Genomic DNA, 12,848 nt, shown 5'->3' on the forward strand with positions numbered 1-12,848 from the left:
CCCCCCCCGGCCGCGCATGAAGGCGCCGGAGCCCAAGGCTCCGGCGCCTTCACTTCATGCCGGGAAAGCGCTTTCCAGCGTGCACCTCAACCTCGTCGCCGGCCCTGAGCGGAATCACCGCACGGCCGAACCAGACGTAGCGCGCGCTGGGCTGCGTCAGATCATTGTCGTAGCGCGCCGCAGCGAGCGCCTTGTCATAGCCCATCCATCCAAGCGTTGCGGGCAGGATCTGGCTTGCCGAATGTCCCTTGCGCGGCGCCTGGGCATAGGCCTCGGCAAAACGCGCGGGCAGAAACGCAAGCAGCGGCACGCGAAATTCGTCGGCCACGGGCTCGCGGCTGCAGTGCGGCAAGGCGCCAGGCGTCAGATTCTGCCCGTGGTCCGACGTATAGACAATGGCAACGTCCCGGCGGTCGACCCCTGCGAGCAAGCGCGCGAAGAAGCGCCGCTTCGACCAGGCGAGCGCGGTCGCATATTGCCGAGCGGCGGGCGCGTCGGCGGGAATTGTCCCGAGCGGATAATGGTCGCGGTACTGGAAATGTACCCCGCGCAGCACCGCATAGCTGAACGTTCGCCCCGGGCGCTTGATCTCGGCGTTCAGCCGATCGGCAATCTGAAGGTCGGTGTCGATCCCCCCTTTCATCGAGAGGACGGTGTCAATCAGGGCGCGTTCGGGCGGGAGAAGCAGATTTTGCGGTGCCCCGCTCGTCTGCCCGTCGATCAGCAGCGTGCGGTAGCCCGCCGCGCGCGCATAGCCCCAGATAGAGGGCGTGCGCCGCAAATCGGTTTGGGGGCCGGCGCGGCGCACATCGACGCCCGATCGCAGCGCGACATGGGCCGGGGCGGAGCAATTGGCCATGGAAGCTGCCACCCCGAAATCGAGGTGCGGAATATCGGCGATAAGCGGCGCGATGATGCGCTCGAACGGCGCCTGCGCAACGCTCTCGTCGACCACCCAGACGATATGGCGCGGCGCGAGCGCAGCTCCCTCGCGCGTCGGCCTGAGCGCCGGCGCGGCGCGCGGCGGCGGCGCTTCGGCCGTCACAACCTCCCAGCCAAGGCCGTAAAGATTGCGCTCGGCGCTTTCGGGCCAGAGGCCAAGAAGGCGCGCTGCAAGACTGGGGGCGATGAGCAGGATCAGGAGCGGCGGCAGCGCGCGCGGCCAGGCCGGGAGCCATCCGCTCTGCCGCGCGAGCACCCGCGCGGCAGCAAGCAGAGCCAGCGCCAGTGCCGTCTGCACGACGGCAAAAAGCAGCGGCGCACCGAATTCGCCTGCAGCAGCCCCTGCCTGCCGCGCTTCGGCCAGCATCCAGCCGAGCGTCGCGGCGTCGAGCGGCGCGCCGACCACCTGCCCGTAGCCGAGGTTGACGAGGATCGATGCGCCGGCGAGCGCGAGGAGCGCGGCACACCAGCGACGGGGCAAGAGGCAGATAAGGGCGAGCAGCACCGCGGCTTGCACAGCAAGAAATGCGAAGGCCGCCGCGGCGCTTGCCGGATCGCCGGCGGCGAAACGGTAAAGCACCGAGTGGACGAGCTGAAAGCGGTTGGCGAGCGCAAAGCCGGCTGCAAAGAGCAGCACAGCCGCCGCCATTTTCACCCCGCCGCCGCGCGTCCTGCGGCGGGCCTCGCTCATCCCCGCGTCCCTCATCGCCGACAGTCATAACGGGCAAGCGTTGAAAAAGCACGAAGCGATCGCAAGCAGCCGCGTTCGTGCCAAAGGAAATGGCCCGCCCCAGGGGAGGACGGGCCAGTTTCAGTGCCGGAGCGCCGGATTGCGGCTCCAGCCCTCTGATTATCTCGTCAAACTCTCGTCAGCCCTCTTCCTCGAAGAGATCGGCAGCGTTCGCAGCGCTTGCCGAGAGCCGCACCGTGTCACCATCCACCGAGGCGACAAGACCAGCGGGGAGATAGTGATGCCGCGCACCTTCCCCGTCCCCGGCCTGCGGGCTGTCGCTCTTGGTGAGCTTGATCCGCTCGCCCTCGAGGTGATCGACGGTGCCAATATGAACGCCGTCCGCGCCCACCACCTTCATATTCTCCTTGATCGCGCTGTGGTCATGCTCGGCCATCGTCTCTCTCCTTGCCGCCCGCGCAACCCGCCGCGCGAGCCTCTTCGTCATACGCGCCGGATCCCATTATGCTCCCACCTTCCCCGACGAGCCGGGCGAAATTGTCGCCAGCCTCCATCGCCGCATCGATCCCGGATCAGGGCGCGCCGCGGGGTTCATCGTCGTCGATCCCGCCCGGACCGAGTTCGCCTTCCTCGTCGTCATCGCTGCGCTCGCCCCGATAGGCATCCATGTCGATCCGTCCCGACCGCTCCATCTGGCGCATATGGTCGACAAGATCCTGGCTATCGTCGTCCGGGCCCTGCGAGGGCGTCTTGTCGCTGTCGGCGAGCCTGCGGCCGCTTTGCGCGTCCTCGGCGACGCTTTGCGCCTGAGCCTCGTCGTCGCGCTGCTCGCGGTTGACCGCTTCGGGCGCGCCGGGATCGCGGGCATCGCGCGCGGGGAATGGAGTGCTTGTCTCGTTCATGGCCGGCTCCTTCAGGATGGATACCGGTTCAACGCGCAGCCTCGCTTCGCTGTTCCTTCAGGCGGCGTCGGCGAGCACCTTGCGCTCGATCACGCGAATGAAGGCCTCGGGTTCCTGCGCCCCCGGTATCAGCATCCGCCCGCCCAGAATGAAGGCGGGAACGCCGCTAATATTCCGGTCAGCCCAATAAGCCTCTTCGGTGCGCACCATTTCGGCATAGTCGCCGGAGGCGAGTATCGCCGCCGCGCGGTCGGCGGGGAGCCCCACTGACGCTGCGATGTCAGCAAGAACGCCATGGTCGCTCACATCGCGATTGTCAGTGAAATGGGCGCGAAAGAGCGCAAGCTTGAGCGCGGTCTGCACGCCGGTCGGACCTGCCTGGTCCGGCTCTTCGAGCGCTCCTGCCCAGGTCAGCAGGCGATGCGCATCAAAGCTGTTGCGCATTCGAAAACCCGGCCCGCGGTTGAAGCTGAAATCAAGATCGGCGGCGATTCCCGCCAGGCGGTCGCGGTTCGCCCGGCTCTGATCCGGCGTGATGCCATATTTGCGGATCACATGTTCCACCGAATCTTCGCCTTCGGGCGGCATGTCGGGATTGAGTTCGAAAGGATGCCACTGGACCCGAAAATCGAGCCGCCCCGCAAAATGCGCGATGACCTTTTCAAACTTCAGCCAGCCGATGATGCACCATGGGCACATCACGTCGGACACAATGTCGACGGCGAGCAAGGGACGAGGCGATAGGGTCACGGCAATTCTCCTTCGTGCGCGGCGCCCGGCTATCGCATCAGCGCGTGCGACGATCCTTGCCGCTGCGCCGCTCGCCTTTGCGGCGCTCGGTCCCTTCGTAATCGGGAGCGTCGCTGGCACGGCGGTCGCCCGACCGCCGATCGGGACTGCTGCGCTTCTCTTCGTCGGACATCCATGGTTCCTTTCCACCACAAAGAAACGGGAAGCGACCTTGCAGGCGAGTTACTCACATAATTGGCAAAAGCACAAGCAATGGCGCGTGAAAATTCAGCGCCGCCGGCGCGAAGCATCGCCCAGCGGTGACCCAGCAAGGGCACATCCTGTTTTTCTCTCGGTTCAGCCGCGCGAAAGCCAGGGGCGGCTATGGGCGTCATTGCGGGGCGGGGTGCCCGCCGCCCGCCCATGGAGTCATTTCAAAGATGCGCAGATTGACTGGCCTCTCAACCGCCGCCGCGGTTCTCGTCACCACCATCGGCGCGAGCTCCACACCCGCCGAAGCGCGCGGCCGCCATGGCGGCTGGGGTCACCGCCATCATGACCGGATCGATGCCGGCGACGTGATCGGCGGTCTGTTCGTGATCGGCGCGATCGCTGCGATTGCAAGCGCTGCGAGCAAGCAGAAGCGCGACCGCGATGGCCGCTATGAACCGCCCTATCGCGATGACCCGCGCAGAGATGCTGATTACGAGCCGCGTGACGCGCGCCCCTATGAGGACGGCGCCTATGGTACGGGCGAAGCCGAAGCGCGCGCGAGCGACGCGTGCAGCTGGGCGGCCGAAGGCGAACTTGGCGATGGCGCGCGCGTCGAAAGCATCACCGATGTTCGTCCCGGCGCCCGCGGTCTCTCGGTCACCGGCACGGTGTCGCAGCCCGATGGCGAGGTGCGCAGCTTTGCCTGCAGCTATCGCGGCGGCCGCGTGATCGACGTCAGCTTTGGCTGAAGCGGGCGCGACCCCTGCTTGATCGCAGCGCTTCGCGCGCGGCGGCCTGGTTGCGGCTGGCCAGTGGACATGGGGCCTCAAGATGAACGCCAGCCAACGACGGCTGAACCTCAGATAAGCAAGGGGTTCAGCACCCCGTCACTCCCGCGCTGGTAAATCGTCTTCAACAGGCTGCGAGTTCGCGCTGCCTGACGGTGAAGGAGACCGAACCATGGCTGAGATGATCAAAACGTCTTTGACCAAGGCCGCAATTGGTGTGGCCACCGCCGGCGCGTTGATGAGCGCCACACCTGCAATGGCGCGCGACCGTTATGACCGCGACGGCATCAGCGCAGGCGAGATCATCGCCGGCGCGGTGGTGCTCGGCGGGCTCGCAGCGATCCTGTCCTCGAACAACGACCGTTACGACTATCGCGACCGCTATAACGACCCGCGCTACGGCTATGGCTATGATTATGGTCGCTATGGCAACAGCCGCACCGCGGTCGACCAGTGCGTCCGCGCCGCCCAGCGCAGCGCAAGCCGATATGGCCGCGCCGACGTCACCCAGGTGACGAGCGTTGACCGCAAGCGCGACGGGTACAAGGTCAAGGGCCGCGTCGTGGTCCGCGATGGGTACGGCGGGCGCTGGGGCCGCGGCGGCTATTATGACAAGGGCAAGTTCAGCTGCAGCATCCGTTACGGCCGCATCCATGATCTGAAGCTCTCGGGTCTGCGCTAAGCAGCCAAGAGGTGCAAGGGAGCCCGCCTGCCAATCGGCCGGTGGGCTTCTTGCCTTTGGATCGCGGCGGATGATGACCGAATATTTACCTTCCTTGTTTATAACCGTCCATGGACAATAATCGCCATCCGGACGTGGGGGACCGGACGGCAGCTATGGGTTGCGCATGTCTGATTTCGAGACCGGATCCGAGTCCGCAGGCGCGGACGAAAAGCGCCAGCCGCGCCAGTCGCGCCTGGTAAAGGCCGCGCTCGCCTGTTCGCGCTTCGGACAATTTGACGTGACGATCCGCAACGTGTCGCAGAGGGGGATCGGCGGCAAGGCGCCGCACACCCTCAATCTTGGCGAGCGGGTCACGCTGTTCCTCCCCGGGCACGACCCGATGATGGGCACCGTCCGCTGGGTCGTCGACCACCGGTTCGGGCTCGAGACCGATGCGGAGATTTTTCCCGGCCGGCTCCGTTCCGCGCATTCCGACACGCTGGTGACCGCGGACAGCCACGCCGACTTCCAGATCATGCCGCCGCCCAGGGTTTCGGCCTGGCGGCCGGGTCTGACGCAAACCCAGCCGCTCCCCGGCCACTACGGCCGCAAGCGCTAGGAACGTCCCCCATGCATAAGAAAAGCCGGCGCGGACGCTCCCGCACCGGCTTTACACGACCAGACAGTAGAGGCGTCAGGCGACGCGGCGTACTTCGTTGCCGTCGTCGTCGATGTCGCGCAGCACATAGCCGCGGCCCCAGACCGTTTCGATATAATTTTCGCCCCCGCAGGCCAGCGCGAGTTTCTTGCGCAATTTGCAGATGAAGACGTCGATGATCTTGAGTTCCGGCTCGTCCATCCCGCCATAGAGATGATTGAGGAACATTTCCTTCGTCAGCGTTGTGCCCTTGCGAAGGCTCAGAAGTTCCAGCATCTGATATTCCTTGCCGGTCAGATGCACGCGCACGCCGTCGACCTCGACCGTCTTGGTATCGAGATTGACCGCAAGCTTGCCGGTCTTGATCACGCTCTGGCTGTGCCCCTTCGAGCGGCGGACAACCGCATGGATGCGCGCAACCAGCTCGTCGCGGTGGAACGGCTTGGTGACATAGTCATCGGCGCCAAAGCCAAAGGAGCGCACCTTGGAATCCATTTCGGAGATACCCGAGAGGATCAGCACCGGCGTCTGAACTTTTGCGGTGCGCAGCTTTTTCAGCACATCATAGCCGTGCATGTCCGGCAGATTAAGGTCGAGCAATATGATGTCGTAATCATAGAGCTTGCCGAGATCCAGGCCTTCTTCGCCCAGATCCGTTGTATAGACGTTGAAGCCCTCTGTGGTGAGCATCGTGTCGATCGCCTTCGCGGTCGTCGGCTCGTCCTCGATCAGCAATACACGCATTGGGCACCCCTTCGACTGTTTCCCACGAGAGCCCCGCGAACCGATCGCCGGGCCATCGTAATCGTCCGCGGCGGATCGGTCCCCTGTTGCGGGACTGCCGGACCATTAACCACGAAACTAATGAAGGGAAAAGGTTAATTTTGGCTTAACCCGCAGGAATCCACGAGTCGCAACGAATTGCGAGGCCTCAGGCGCTGCAGGTTCATGCCTCTTTATCCGCCGCCGCGAGCTCTCCCACGCGGCCGCAGGAGCGTTTCAAGGCATCGACCAGATAGTCCGAAAGGGCGCGCACACGCGCCGGACGCAGCCGTGACGGGGGCGAGAGAAGGTGCAGATGCGCCTGCGGAAGCGACCAGTCGCTCAGGATGCGCACGAGCCTTCCCGCCGCGAGTTCCTCTTCGACAATGAAATCGGGGAGCATGGCGATCCCGCCCCCCGCGAGGAGCCACGGCACCGCGATGTCGCCATTGTTCACGAACAAGGGGCCGCTCGGCACCACGGCTGCCTCCTCGGTGCCGCGGTGGAAGCGCAGCGGGGCCGCGCGTTCGCGGTGCCCATAGCCCACGAGCCGGTGACGCGCGAGTTCGAGCGGGTGGCGGGGCGTCCCGTTCCTTTCAAGATATGCAGGGCTTGCCATCACTGACGCTGCGACCGGCGCAATGGTGCGTGCGAGCAGAGCGGAATCATCAAGGCTCGCGATCCGCAGCGCGAGGTCGATTCCCTCGGCGACAAGATCGTTGCGCGCATCGTTCAAAATCACCTCGACCTCCACCGCCGGGTGCTGCTCGAGAAAGGCGGCGAGCGGTGGACCGAGCACCTTGATGCCAAAGCTCATCGGTGCTGCAAGGCGGATCGGACCTGCAAGGTCGACGCGGTCGCCGCGCGCCGCCTCGGTTGCAGCGGTCGCCGCCGCCACCATCGCACGCGCCTCATCGAGCAGTCCCGCGCCCGCGGTCGACACGGCGACGACGCGGGAGCTGCGATGGAGCAAAGTGATGCCGAGCGACGCCTCGAGCCGCGTGACCGCCTTCGAAACGCTCGCCTTTGATATTCCAAGCTGAGCCGCAGCAGCAGTAAAGCTGCCGCCGTCGGCAACGGCGACGAAACAGGCCCAGCCTTCATAATCGGGAAGCGCCACGAACACCCTCCAAATGGAAACGATAGTTTTCTATATATGCTATTTTAGAAACAATCCCAATCGCTATGTTGGCCCCAACGGAAAAAAAGGCCGCAGCCGCAATCGCGGCACAAGCCTCCCCAAGTGAAAGGATTGCCCCATGATCGACATTCGCAAATTCGAGACGCTGGGCCACGCGAACCACGGGTGGCTCGATGCCCGTCACCATTTTTCCTTCGCCAATTATCATGACGAAAGCCGCATGGGCTGGGGTGCGCTGCGCGTCTGGAACGACGATGCCATCGCGGCTCAGTCGGGCTTTCCTCCCCACCCGCACCGCGACATGGAAATCATCACCTATGTCCGCACCGGGGCGATCACCCATCGCGACTCGATGGGCAACAGCGGCCGCACCGCGGCGGGCGATGTCCAGGTGATGAGCGCGGGCACCGGCGTCACCCACAGCGAGTTCAACCTCGAAGATGAAGAAACCACGCTGTTCCAGATCTGGATCCTCCCCGATCAGGCGGGCGGCAATCCCGGCTGGGGTCAGCGCGATTTTCCAAAAGCCGACCGTTCGGGCAGCTTCGTGACGCTCGCAAGCGGGATTGATGGAGACGACGCCTTGCCGATCCGCGCCAACGCCCGCGTCGCAGCGGCGACGGTGAACGCCGGCGAGACGGTCGCCTACGACCTCGACGCCGGTCGCCACGCCTATCTGGTCGCCGCCAAAGGCCGCATCCGCGTCAATGGCGAGGATGCAAGCCCTCGCGACGGCATTGCGATCCGCGACGTCGGCACCATCACCGTCGAAGCGCTCGACGATGCCGAACTCGTCCTGGTCGACAGCCTCTGACACCCCCCGGGCCGCCGCCCCGCCCCTCCCTCGCGGCGGCGGCCCACCCTTTTCGCGATCCTTTCCAAGCTGCCCACGGAGTCTTTGCCATGACCCACATTCTTCGCATCGATGCGAGCGCCCGCACCCAGGGTTCGACGACGCGTGCGCTCGCCGACCAGCTCGAAGCCCGCCTCGTCGAGCAGAGTTATGGCGCGACCGTCACTCGCCGCGATCTCCATGCGGCCCCGCCTGCGATGCTCACCGAAGCCTGGGTCGGCGCAAACTTTACCGACGAAGCCGAGCGCAGCGACGAACAAAGAAATGTGCTGGCCGCGTCCGACGAGCTGATCGGTGAGCTCGAGCGGGCCGACACCATCGTGATCACCGCCCCCATCTACAATTTCTCGATTCCCGCCGCGCTCAAGGCATGGATCGACCAGGTGACTCGCGCGCGCCGCACCTTCCGCTACACCGCAGCCGGACCCGAAGGGCTGCTGAAGGACAAGCGCGCCTTTGTCGTCTTCGCCTCGGGCGGCGTTGCGCTCGGCAGCCAGGTCGATTTTGCGAGCGCCTATCTTAAACATATCCTCGGCTTCATCGGCATTCGCGACGTCGAGTTCATCGCCGCCGACGGCCATCAGACCGACAGCGCGGCCATGGCCCGCGCGGCAACTGCGATCGACGCGGTGAAAGAGGCCGCCTGACACCCCCCGGGGTCGCCGCCCCCCTCCCCGGCGGCGGTCCACCTTGTTTCCATCCACGAAAGGACATAATCATGACTAAGATTTTGGTGCTCTATTATTCAAGTTACGGGCACATCGAGCAGATGGCCGATGCCGTCGCCGAAGGCGCGCGCACCGCGGGCGCCGAGGTCGATATTCGCCGCGTTGCCGAAACCGCGCCCGCCGCGGTGGTCGAGGCGGCCGGCTTCAAGACCGACACGGCGCATCCGCAGCTCAGCGACCCGAACGAACTTGCCCAATATGATGCGATCGTCGTGGGCACCCCCACCCGCTTCGGCCGCATGGCGAGCCAGATGGCAAGCTTCTGGGACACCGCTGGCGGGGTCTGGGCGCAGGGCAAGCTCAATGGCAAGGTCGGCGCCGCCTTCACCTCGACTGCCACGCAGCACGGCGGGCAGGAAACGACGCTCTTCTCGGTCCTCACCAACCTCCTCCATTTCGGCATGACGATCGTCGGCCTCGATTACGGCTTTGCCGGACAGACGGGCGTCGATGAGGTCAAGGGCGGCGCTCCCTATGGCGCGACCACGGTCGCCGACGGCGACGGGTCACGCCAGCCAAGCGAGACCGATCTTGCGGGCGCGCGCTATCTCGGCGAGCGCGTCGCGCGCACCGCCGCGAAGCTTGCGGCGTGAGAACAGCGATGCACCGGCTTCCCGCTCTGTTCCTTTCGCATGGGTCGCCAATGCTGTCGCTGGAGCCCAGCCCGGCGCGGGATTTCCTCGCCGGGCTGGGCGACCAGCTGCCGCGGCCGCGCGCAGTTCTGATCGTCTCGGCGCATCACGATGCAGCCCATGAGGCCGGGCGCGTCACGGTCACCGCTTCGCCCGCCCCGGCCACGATTCACGACTTCGGCGGATTTCCGGACGAACTTTATGCCATGGAGTATCCGGCGCCCGGCGATCCCGCGCTCGCCGCGCGCATTGCAGCGCTGCTCGGCGCGCAGGGCTTCAATGTCACACGCGACCCGGCGCGCGGTCTCGACCATGGCGCCTGGGTCCCGCTCTCGCTCATCTACCCGGACGCGGACATTCCAGTCGTCCAGCTTTCGATCGCCTCGCACGCGGCGCCCGAATGGCATTATGCGCTCGGGCAAGCGCTCGCACCGCTTCGCGACGTAGGCGTGCTGATCGCTGGATCGGGCAGCATGACGCACAATCTGCGCGCCCTTTTCGCAGAGCGCCCGGCCGTCGATGCGCCCGCACCCCCCTGGGTCACCGGCTTTGCCGACTGGGTGGCTCAGCGCCTGGCCGCAGGCGCCGTCGACGACGTCCTTCACGCGGTCGAGCGCGCGCCGCACGGCAAGGACAATCACCCGTCGATGGACCATATCCTGCCCTTGTTCGTCGCGATGGGTGCGGGCGGCACCCCGCTTGAGGCGCGGCGGCTCCACGCCAGCACGACCTATGGCCTGCTCGCAATGGACGTCTACAGCTTTGGCGCTCAATAGGGCGGCGGGTCGACAGCGCCTCTCGAGCATCATCCCGGTCTCATCCTGCATCTGCTGCGAGCCAGGATCTTGGATCCGGCGCGCCGCCCATTCCCGCGCCAGACCGCTCAATATCCTCTTTTGCGCTTTCGGCGACCGGGCGGCCCGCCTATAGCGCGGCGATGCTCCTTTCTGACCGCATCCTTTTCCTCGACGGCGAGGCGATCGTACTCGACAAGCCGGCAGGGCTGCCGGTCGACCCGCCGCGCGACGGGAGCCTCAGCCTCGAGAACCATCTCGATTCGCTGCGCTTCGGCTTCAAGCGCTGGCCGCTCGCGGTGCACCGGCTCGACCGCGACACCTCCGGCTGCCTCCTGCTCGCGCGCAATCCCAAGGCCCACGGGCGCTTCACCCGCGCCTTCGAAGAGCGCGCCGTCGACAAGCAATATCTCGCGATACTCGACGGGGTGCCCGAAAGCGACGGCGGCACGATCGATTTGCCGCTCGCCAAGATTTCGTCGGCCGAGGCGGGCTGGCGGATGGTCGGCGACCCGCATGGCACGCAAAGGGGCAAGGCAGCGGTGTCGCATTGGGAAAAGCTGGCCACAGTCGAAGGCCGCAGCCTGCTGCGCTTTCGCCCCGAGACGGGGCGCACCCACCAGCTTCGCGTTCATGCGCTCGAAGGGCTCGGCTTCCCGCTCGTCGGCGACCCCGTCTATGGGCTCGGTAACTCCGCAACGCGCACTTTGCTCCACGCCGAACGGCTGGTGGTGAAGCGCGACCCCAAGCCGCCGATCATCGCCGAGGCGCCCTTCCCCGATGCCTTCGTCGCGCTCGGCTTTACCGAACCCGCAGGAGCCGCGCCGACCCGCGGCTGACCTCCCGCGCGAGCGCAATCATCGAGACGTTTTCTGGAAGCGCCGCGGCCGGGCAGGCAGATGTGCGCGTGCGTGTTTCGCCCCGCGCGCCCTATTGCCAATTCAGCCCTTCGGTTTTGAAGGTGAATTGCTGATTGCCTTTCTGGAAGAACTCGCCTTCGATGATGACCTTTTTCGACTTCTTGAGACTGGCCAGGAACGAGCGCTCATTGAGGATGAAGGCGAGATCGGAAGAGCCATCGCTTGCGCCGGTGCAGCTGAACCGCCTGATCGGCTGATCGTCGAATTTGACCGAGACATAGCCGTCGCTGAAGGAATGGCAGAGAATCTGTCCCTTATCGACCGAGAAGATGATGCTCAAACCGTCCTTCTTCTGCTGGCGTACCGTCAGATAGCCGTTCACGACGCCATAGGGGAAATCGAGGTCCACTTCATTTGCGCTGACAACGCGGGCAAACTTCGTCGTGGTGCCGCGCATCTCGTCGGTGCTTTCGCTATAGTCCCAATTGCTTTCATCGGCGCGCGCAGCGGCGGCCGCCTCGACTTTTCCGCCAGTGGGCGCGGCAGCGGCAGACTGGCCCTTCTCGCTGGTTTCCGCCTCGCGCAGGGATGCGGCGTCCGGTTCCGGGGCAAATATCCCGACCAGGATAAAGGACGCAAATGCGGCAAGGCCGAAATGCCACCGCTTCCAGCCACCAAGATAGGGCTTGAAGACACCCACAATGGCGGCGAGGAACAGAAAAAGGAACAGAAACGACACGGAAAGCCCCCCTCGCGTAAATAACTGCGGCGATATGCCGGCTTGGCGTAAACACCGGCTTAATCATCCGTCACCGCCCTCGGCCCATGGTCCCCGCAATGTCTCGGGCAGAGGGCTTATGCCCAGTGTATGATGTTTCTCTTCGGCGTTTTGCGAAGATATTTTGCGCCTTCCGGCGGGAACAGCGGAAGAGCTCGAAAGTCGCTCGCCGCTCCTCGGCGTCGCCGCCCCAGGCCGGTCGGGCCGGAGTTCACCTGCTGCGGGCCGCCACTACCAAGGAGTTGCGCGGCCGATAGAGCCTGCATATCGAGAGCTATGGTTCTCGTTCCGATCACACGCAGCATCGCCATTGACAGCGATGAGCTTGACGAAAGCTTCGCGCGTTCAGGCGGCGCGGGAGGCCAGCATGTCAACACGACCGATAGCGCGGTCATGCTCCGCTTCGACGTGGTCAACTCCCCTACCCTGCCCGAGGCCGTGAAGACACGACTTGCCGCCCTGGCGGGGTCGAGGCTGACCAAGGACGGGGTTCTGATCCTTCGCAGCGAAGGGAGCCGATCACAGGCTCTCAACAGGCAGGAAGTGCGCGAGCGACTCTTCGCCCTGATACGCGAGGCGACCTTCGTCCCCAAAAAGCGCAAACCAACCAAGCCGAGCGCGTCGTCGAAGAGGCAGCGCGTCGAGAGCAAGCAGCGTCGGGGCGCGATCAAGGCGGGGCGCGGGCGGGTGCGCGGGACCGACTGAAGCGCACC

Annotated in this window: 17 protein-coding genes; 9 read left to right on the forward strand and 8 right to left on the reverse strand. The window is 65.3% G+C overall.

From position 1 onward, the window contains the following. Positions 1 to 49: 49 nt before the first annotated feature. The 5 genes from B5X69_RS09820 to B5X69_RS22250 form a co-directional block, all read right to left on the reverse strand. Positions 50 to 1,633, reverse strand: coding sequence for a sulfatase-like hydrolase/transferase (locus B5X69_RS09820; protein WP_139375738.1), 1,584 nt, complete (start codon positions 1,631 to 1,633; stop codon positions 50 to 52). Between the two features lie 178 nt (positions 1,634 to 1,811). Next, positions 1,812 to 2,069, reverse strand: coding sequence for a DUF2171 domain-containing protein (locus tag B5X69_RS09825; protein ID WP_079638525.1), 258 nt, complete (start codon positions 2,067 to 2,069; stop codon positions 1,812 to 1,814). 136 nt (positions 2,070 to 2,205) lie between these two features. Next, entirely contained in the window at positions 2,206 to 2,535 is a 330-nt protein-coding gene (locus tag B5X69_RS09830; RefSeq protein WP_079638526.1) for a hypothetical protein, read from the reverse strand. Between the two features lie 57 nt (positions 2,536 to 2,592). Beyond that, positions 2,593 to 3,285, reverse strand: a complete 693-nt coding sequence (locus B5X69_RS09835) for a DsbA family oxidoreductase (RefSeq protein ID WP_245798689.1) — start codon at positions 3,283 to 3,285, stop codon at positions 2,593 to 2,595. A gap of 37 nt (positions 3,286 to 3,322) precedes the next feature. Beyond that, positions 3,323 to 3,457 (reverse strand): hypothetical protein, encoded by a 135-nt coding sequence (locus tag B5X69_RS22250; protein ID WP_281250929.1) that lies wholly within the window; start codon positions 3,455 to 3,457, stop codon positions 3,323 to 3,325. Between the two features lie 247 nt (positions 3,458 to 3,704). On the opposite strand from B5X69_RS22250, the gene B5X69_RS09840 reads away from it, so the two are divergent. From B5X69_RS09840 to B5X69_RS09850, 3 genes are all read left to right on the forward strand, one after another. Continuing rightward, positions 3,705 to 4,226, forward strand: a complete 522-nt coding sequence (locus B5X69_RS09840; RefSeq protein WP_079638527.1) for a hypothetical protein — start codon at positions 3,705 to 3,707, stop codon at positions 4,224 to 4,226. Between the two features lie 211 nt (positions 4,227 to 4,437). Continuing rightward, a complete protein-coding gene (locus B5X69_RS09845; protein WP_245798690.1) occupies positions 4,438 to 4,947 on the forward strand; it encodes a hypothetical protein in 510 nt (169 codons plus the stop codon). A gap of 166 nt (positions 4,948 to 5,113) precedes the next feature. Beyond that, positions 5,114 to 5,548, forward strand: a complete 435-nt coding sequence (locus B5X69_RS09850) for a PilZ domain-containing protein (RefSeq protein ID WP_079638528.1) — start codon at positions 5,114 to 5,116, stop codon at positions 5,546 to 5,548. 75 nt (positions 5,549 to 5,623) lie between these two features. Here the strand turns inward: B5X69_RS09850 and ctrA are convergent, their stop codons facing one another. Together ctrA and B5X69_RS09860 are read right to left on the reverse strand one after the other, a co-directional pair. Continuing rightward, positions 5,624 to 6,331, reverse strand: a complete 708-nt coding sequence (gene ctrA / locus B5X69_RS09855; RefSeq protein ID WP_053554599.1) for a response regulator transcription factor CtrA — start codon at positions 6,329 to 6,331, stop codon at positions 5,624 to 5,626. A gap of 202 nt (positions 6,332 to 6,533) precedes the next feature. Then, positions 6,534 to 7,469, reverse strand: coding sequence for a LysR family transcriptional regulator (locus B5X69_RS09860; RefSeq protein ID WP_079638608.1), 936 nt, complete (start codon positions 7,467 to 7,469; stop codon positions 6,534 to 6,536). 139 nt (positions 7,470 to 7,608) lie between these two features. Between B5X69_RS09860 and B5X69_RS09865 the strand changes: the two genes are divergently transcribed. From B5X69_RS09865 to B5X69_RS09885, 5 genes are all read left to right on the forward strand, one after another. Further along, positions 7,609 to 8,304, forward strand: a complete 696-nt coding sequence (locus B5X69_RS09865; protein WP_079638529.1) for a pirin family protein — start codon at positions 7,609 to 7,611, stop codon at positions 8,302 to 8,304. Between the two features lie 89 nt (positions 8,305 to 8,393). After that, complete coding sequence (locus B5X69_RS09870) at positions 8,394 to 8,990, forward strand: FMN-dependent NADH-azoreductase (protein ID WP_079638530.1); 597 nt, start codon at positions 8,394 to 8,396, stop codon at positions 8,988 to 8,990. 71 nt (positions 8,991 to 9,061) lie between these two features. Beyond that, positions 9,062 to 9,664: an NAD(P)H:quinone oxidoreductase gene (gene wrbA / locus B5X69_RS09875; RefSeq protein WP_079638531.1), complete on the forward strand. Its 603-nt coding sequence runs from the start codon at positions 9,062 to 9,064 to the stop codon at positions 9,662 to 9,664. 8 nt (positions 9,665 to 9,672) lie between these two features. Continuing rightward, a complete protein-coding gene (locus B5X69_RS09880; protein WP_079638532.1) occupies positions 9,673 to 10,479 on the forward strand; it encodes a DODA-type extradiol aromatic ring-opening family dioxygenase in 807 nt (268 codons plus the stop codon). A gap of 161 nt (positions 10,480 to 10,640) precedes the next feature. After that, a complete protein-coding gene (locus B5X69_RS09885) occupies positions 10,641 to 11,336 on the forward strand; it encodes an RluA family pseudouridine synthase (RefSeq protein ID WP_079638533.1) in 696 nt (231 codons plus the stop codon). Between the two features lie 91 nt (positions 11,337 to 11,427). Here B5X69_RS09885 and B5X69_RS09890 read toward each other — a convergent pair whose 3' ends face one another. After that, on the reverse strand, positions 11,428 to 12,096 hold the full coding sequence (locus tag B5X69_RS09890) for a hypothetical protein (RefSeq protein WP_079638534.1): 669 nt from the start codon (positions 12,094 to 12,096) through the stop codon (positions 11,428 to 11,430). Between the two features lie 315 nt (positions 12,097 to 12,411). On the opposite strand from B5X69_RS09890, the gene arfB reads away from it, so the two are divergent. Further along, the gene (arfB, locus tag B5X69_RS09895) at positions 12,412 to 12,840 is read left to right on the forward strand and encodes an alternative ribosome rescue aminoacyl-tRNA hydrolase ArfB (RefSeq protein ID WP_079638535.1); all 429 of its coding nucleotides are present in this window, start codon (positions 12,412 to 12,414) and stop codon (positions 12,838 to 12,840) included. Positions 12,841 to 12,848: the final 8 nt, after the last annotated feature.

Origin of the sequence: Sphingopyxis flava (assembly GCF_900168005.1) — a bacterium.
In the GTDB taxonomy this organism is placed as follows: Bacteria; Pseudomonadota; Alphaproteobacteria; order Sphingomonadales; family Sphingomonadaceae; genus Sphingopyxis; species Sphingopyxis flava.

Excerpts from the sequence above, each read along its gene's own strand:
- B5X69_RS09820 (WP_139375738.1), bottom strand. The coding sequence starts at position 1,633 with ATGAGCGAGGCCCGCCGCAGGACGCGCGGCGGCGGGGTGAAAATGGCG.
- B5X69_RS09825 (WP_079638525.1), bottom strand. The coding sequence starts at position 2,069 with ATGGCCGAGCATGACCACAGCGCGATCAAGGAGAATATGAAGGTGGTG.
- B5X69_RS09830 (WP_079638526.1), bottom strand. The coding sequence starts at position 2,535 with ATGAACGAGACAAGCACTCCATTCCCCGCGCGCGATGCCCGCGATCCC.
- B5X69_RS22250 (WP_281250929.1), bottom strand. The coding sequence starts at position 3,457 with ATGTCCGACGAAGAGAAGCGCAGCAGTCCCGATCGGCGGTCGGGCGAC.
- B5X69_RS09840 (WP_079638527.1), top strand. The coding sequence starts at position 3,705 with ATGCGCAGATTGACTGGCCTCTCAACCGCCGCCGCGGTTCTCGTCACC.
- B5X69_RS09845 (WP_245798690.1), top strand. The coding sequence starts at position 4,438 with ATGGCTGAGATGATCAAAACGTCTTTGACCAAGGCCGCAATTGGTGTG.
- B5X69_RS09850 (WP_079638528.1), top strand. The coding sequence starts at position 5,114 with ATGTCTGATTTCGAGACCGGATCCGAGTCCGCAGGCGCGGACGAAAAG.
- ctrA (WP_053554599.1), bottom strand. The coding sequence starts at position 6,331 with ATGCGTGTATTGCTGATCGAGGACGAGCCGACGACCGCGAAGGCGATC.
- B5X69_RS09865 (WP_079638529.1), top strand. The coding sequence starts at position 7,609 with ATGATCGACATTCGCAAATTCGAGACGCTGGGCCACGCGAACCACGGG.
- B5X69_RS09870 (WP_079638530.1), top strand. The coding sequence starts at position 8,394 with ATGACCCACATTCTTCGCATCGATGCGAGCGCCCGCACCCAGGGTTCG.
- wrbA (WP_079638531.1), top strand. The coding sequence starts at position 9,062 with ATGACTAAGATTTTGGTGCTCTATTATTCAAGTTACGGGCACATCGAG.
- B5X69_RS09880 (WP_079638532.1), top strand. The coding sequence starts at position 9,673 with ATGCACCGGCTTCCCGCTCTGTTCCTTTCGCATGGGTCGCCAATGCTG.
- B5X69_RS09885 (WP_079638533.1), top strand. The coding sequence starts at position 10,641 with ATGCTCCTTTCTGACCGCATCCTTTTCCTCGACGGCGAGGCGATCGTA.
- arfB (WP_079638535.1), top strand. The coding sequence starts at position 12,412 with ATGGTTCTCGTTCCGATCACACGCAGCATCGCCATTGACAGCGATGAG.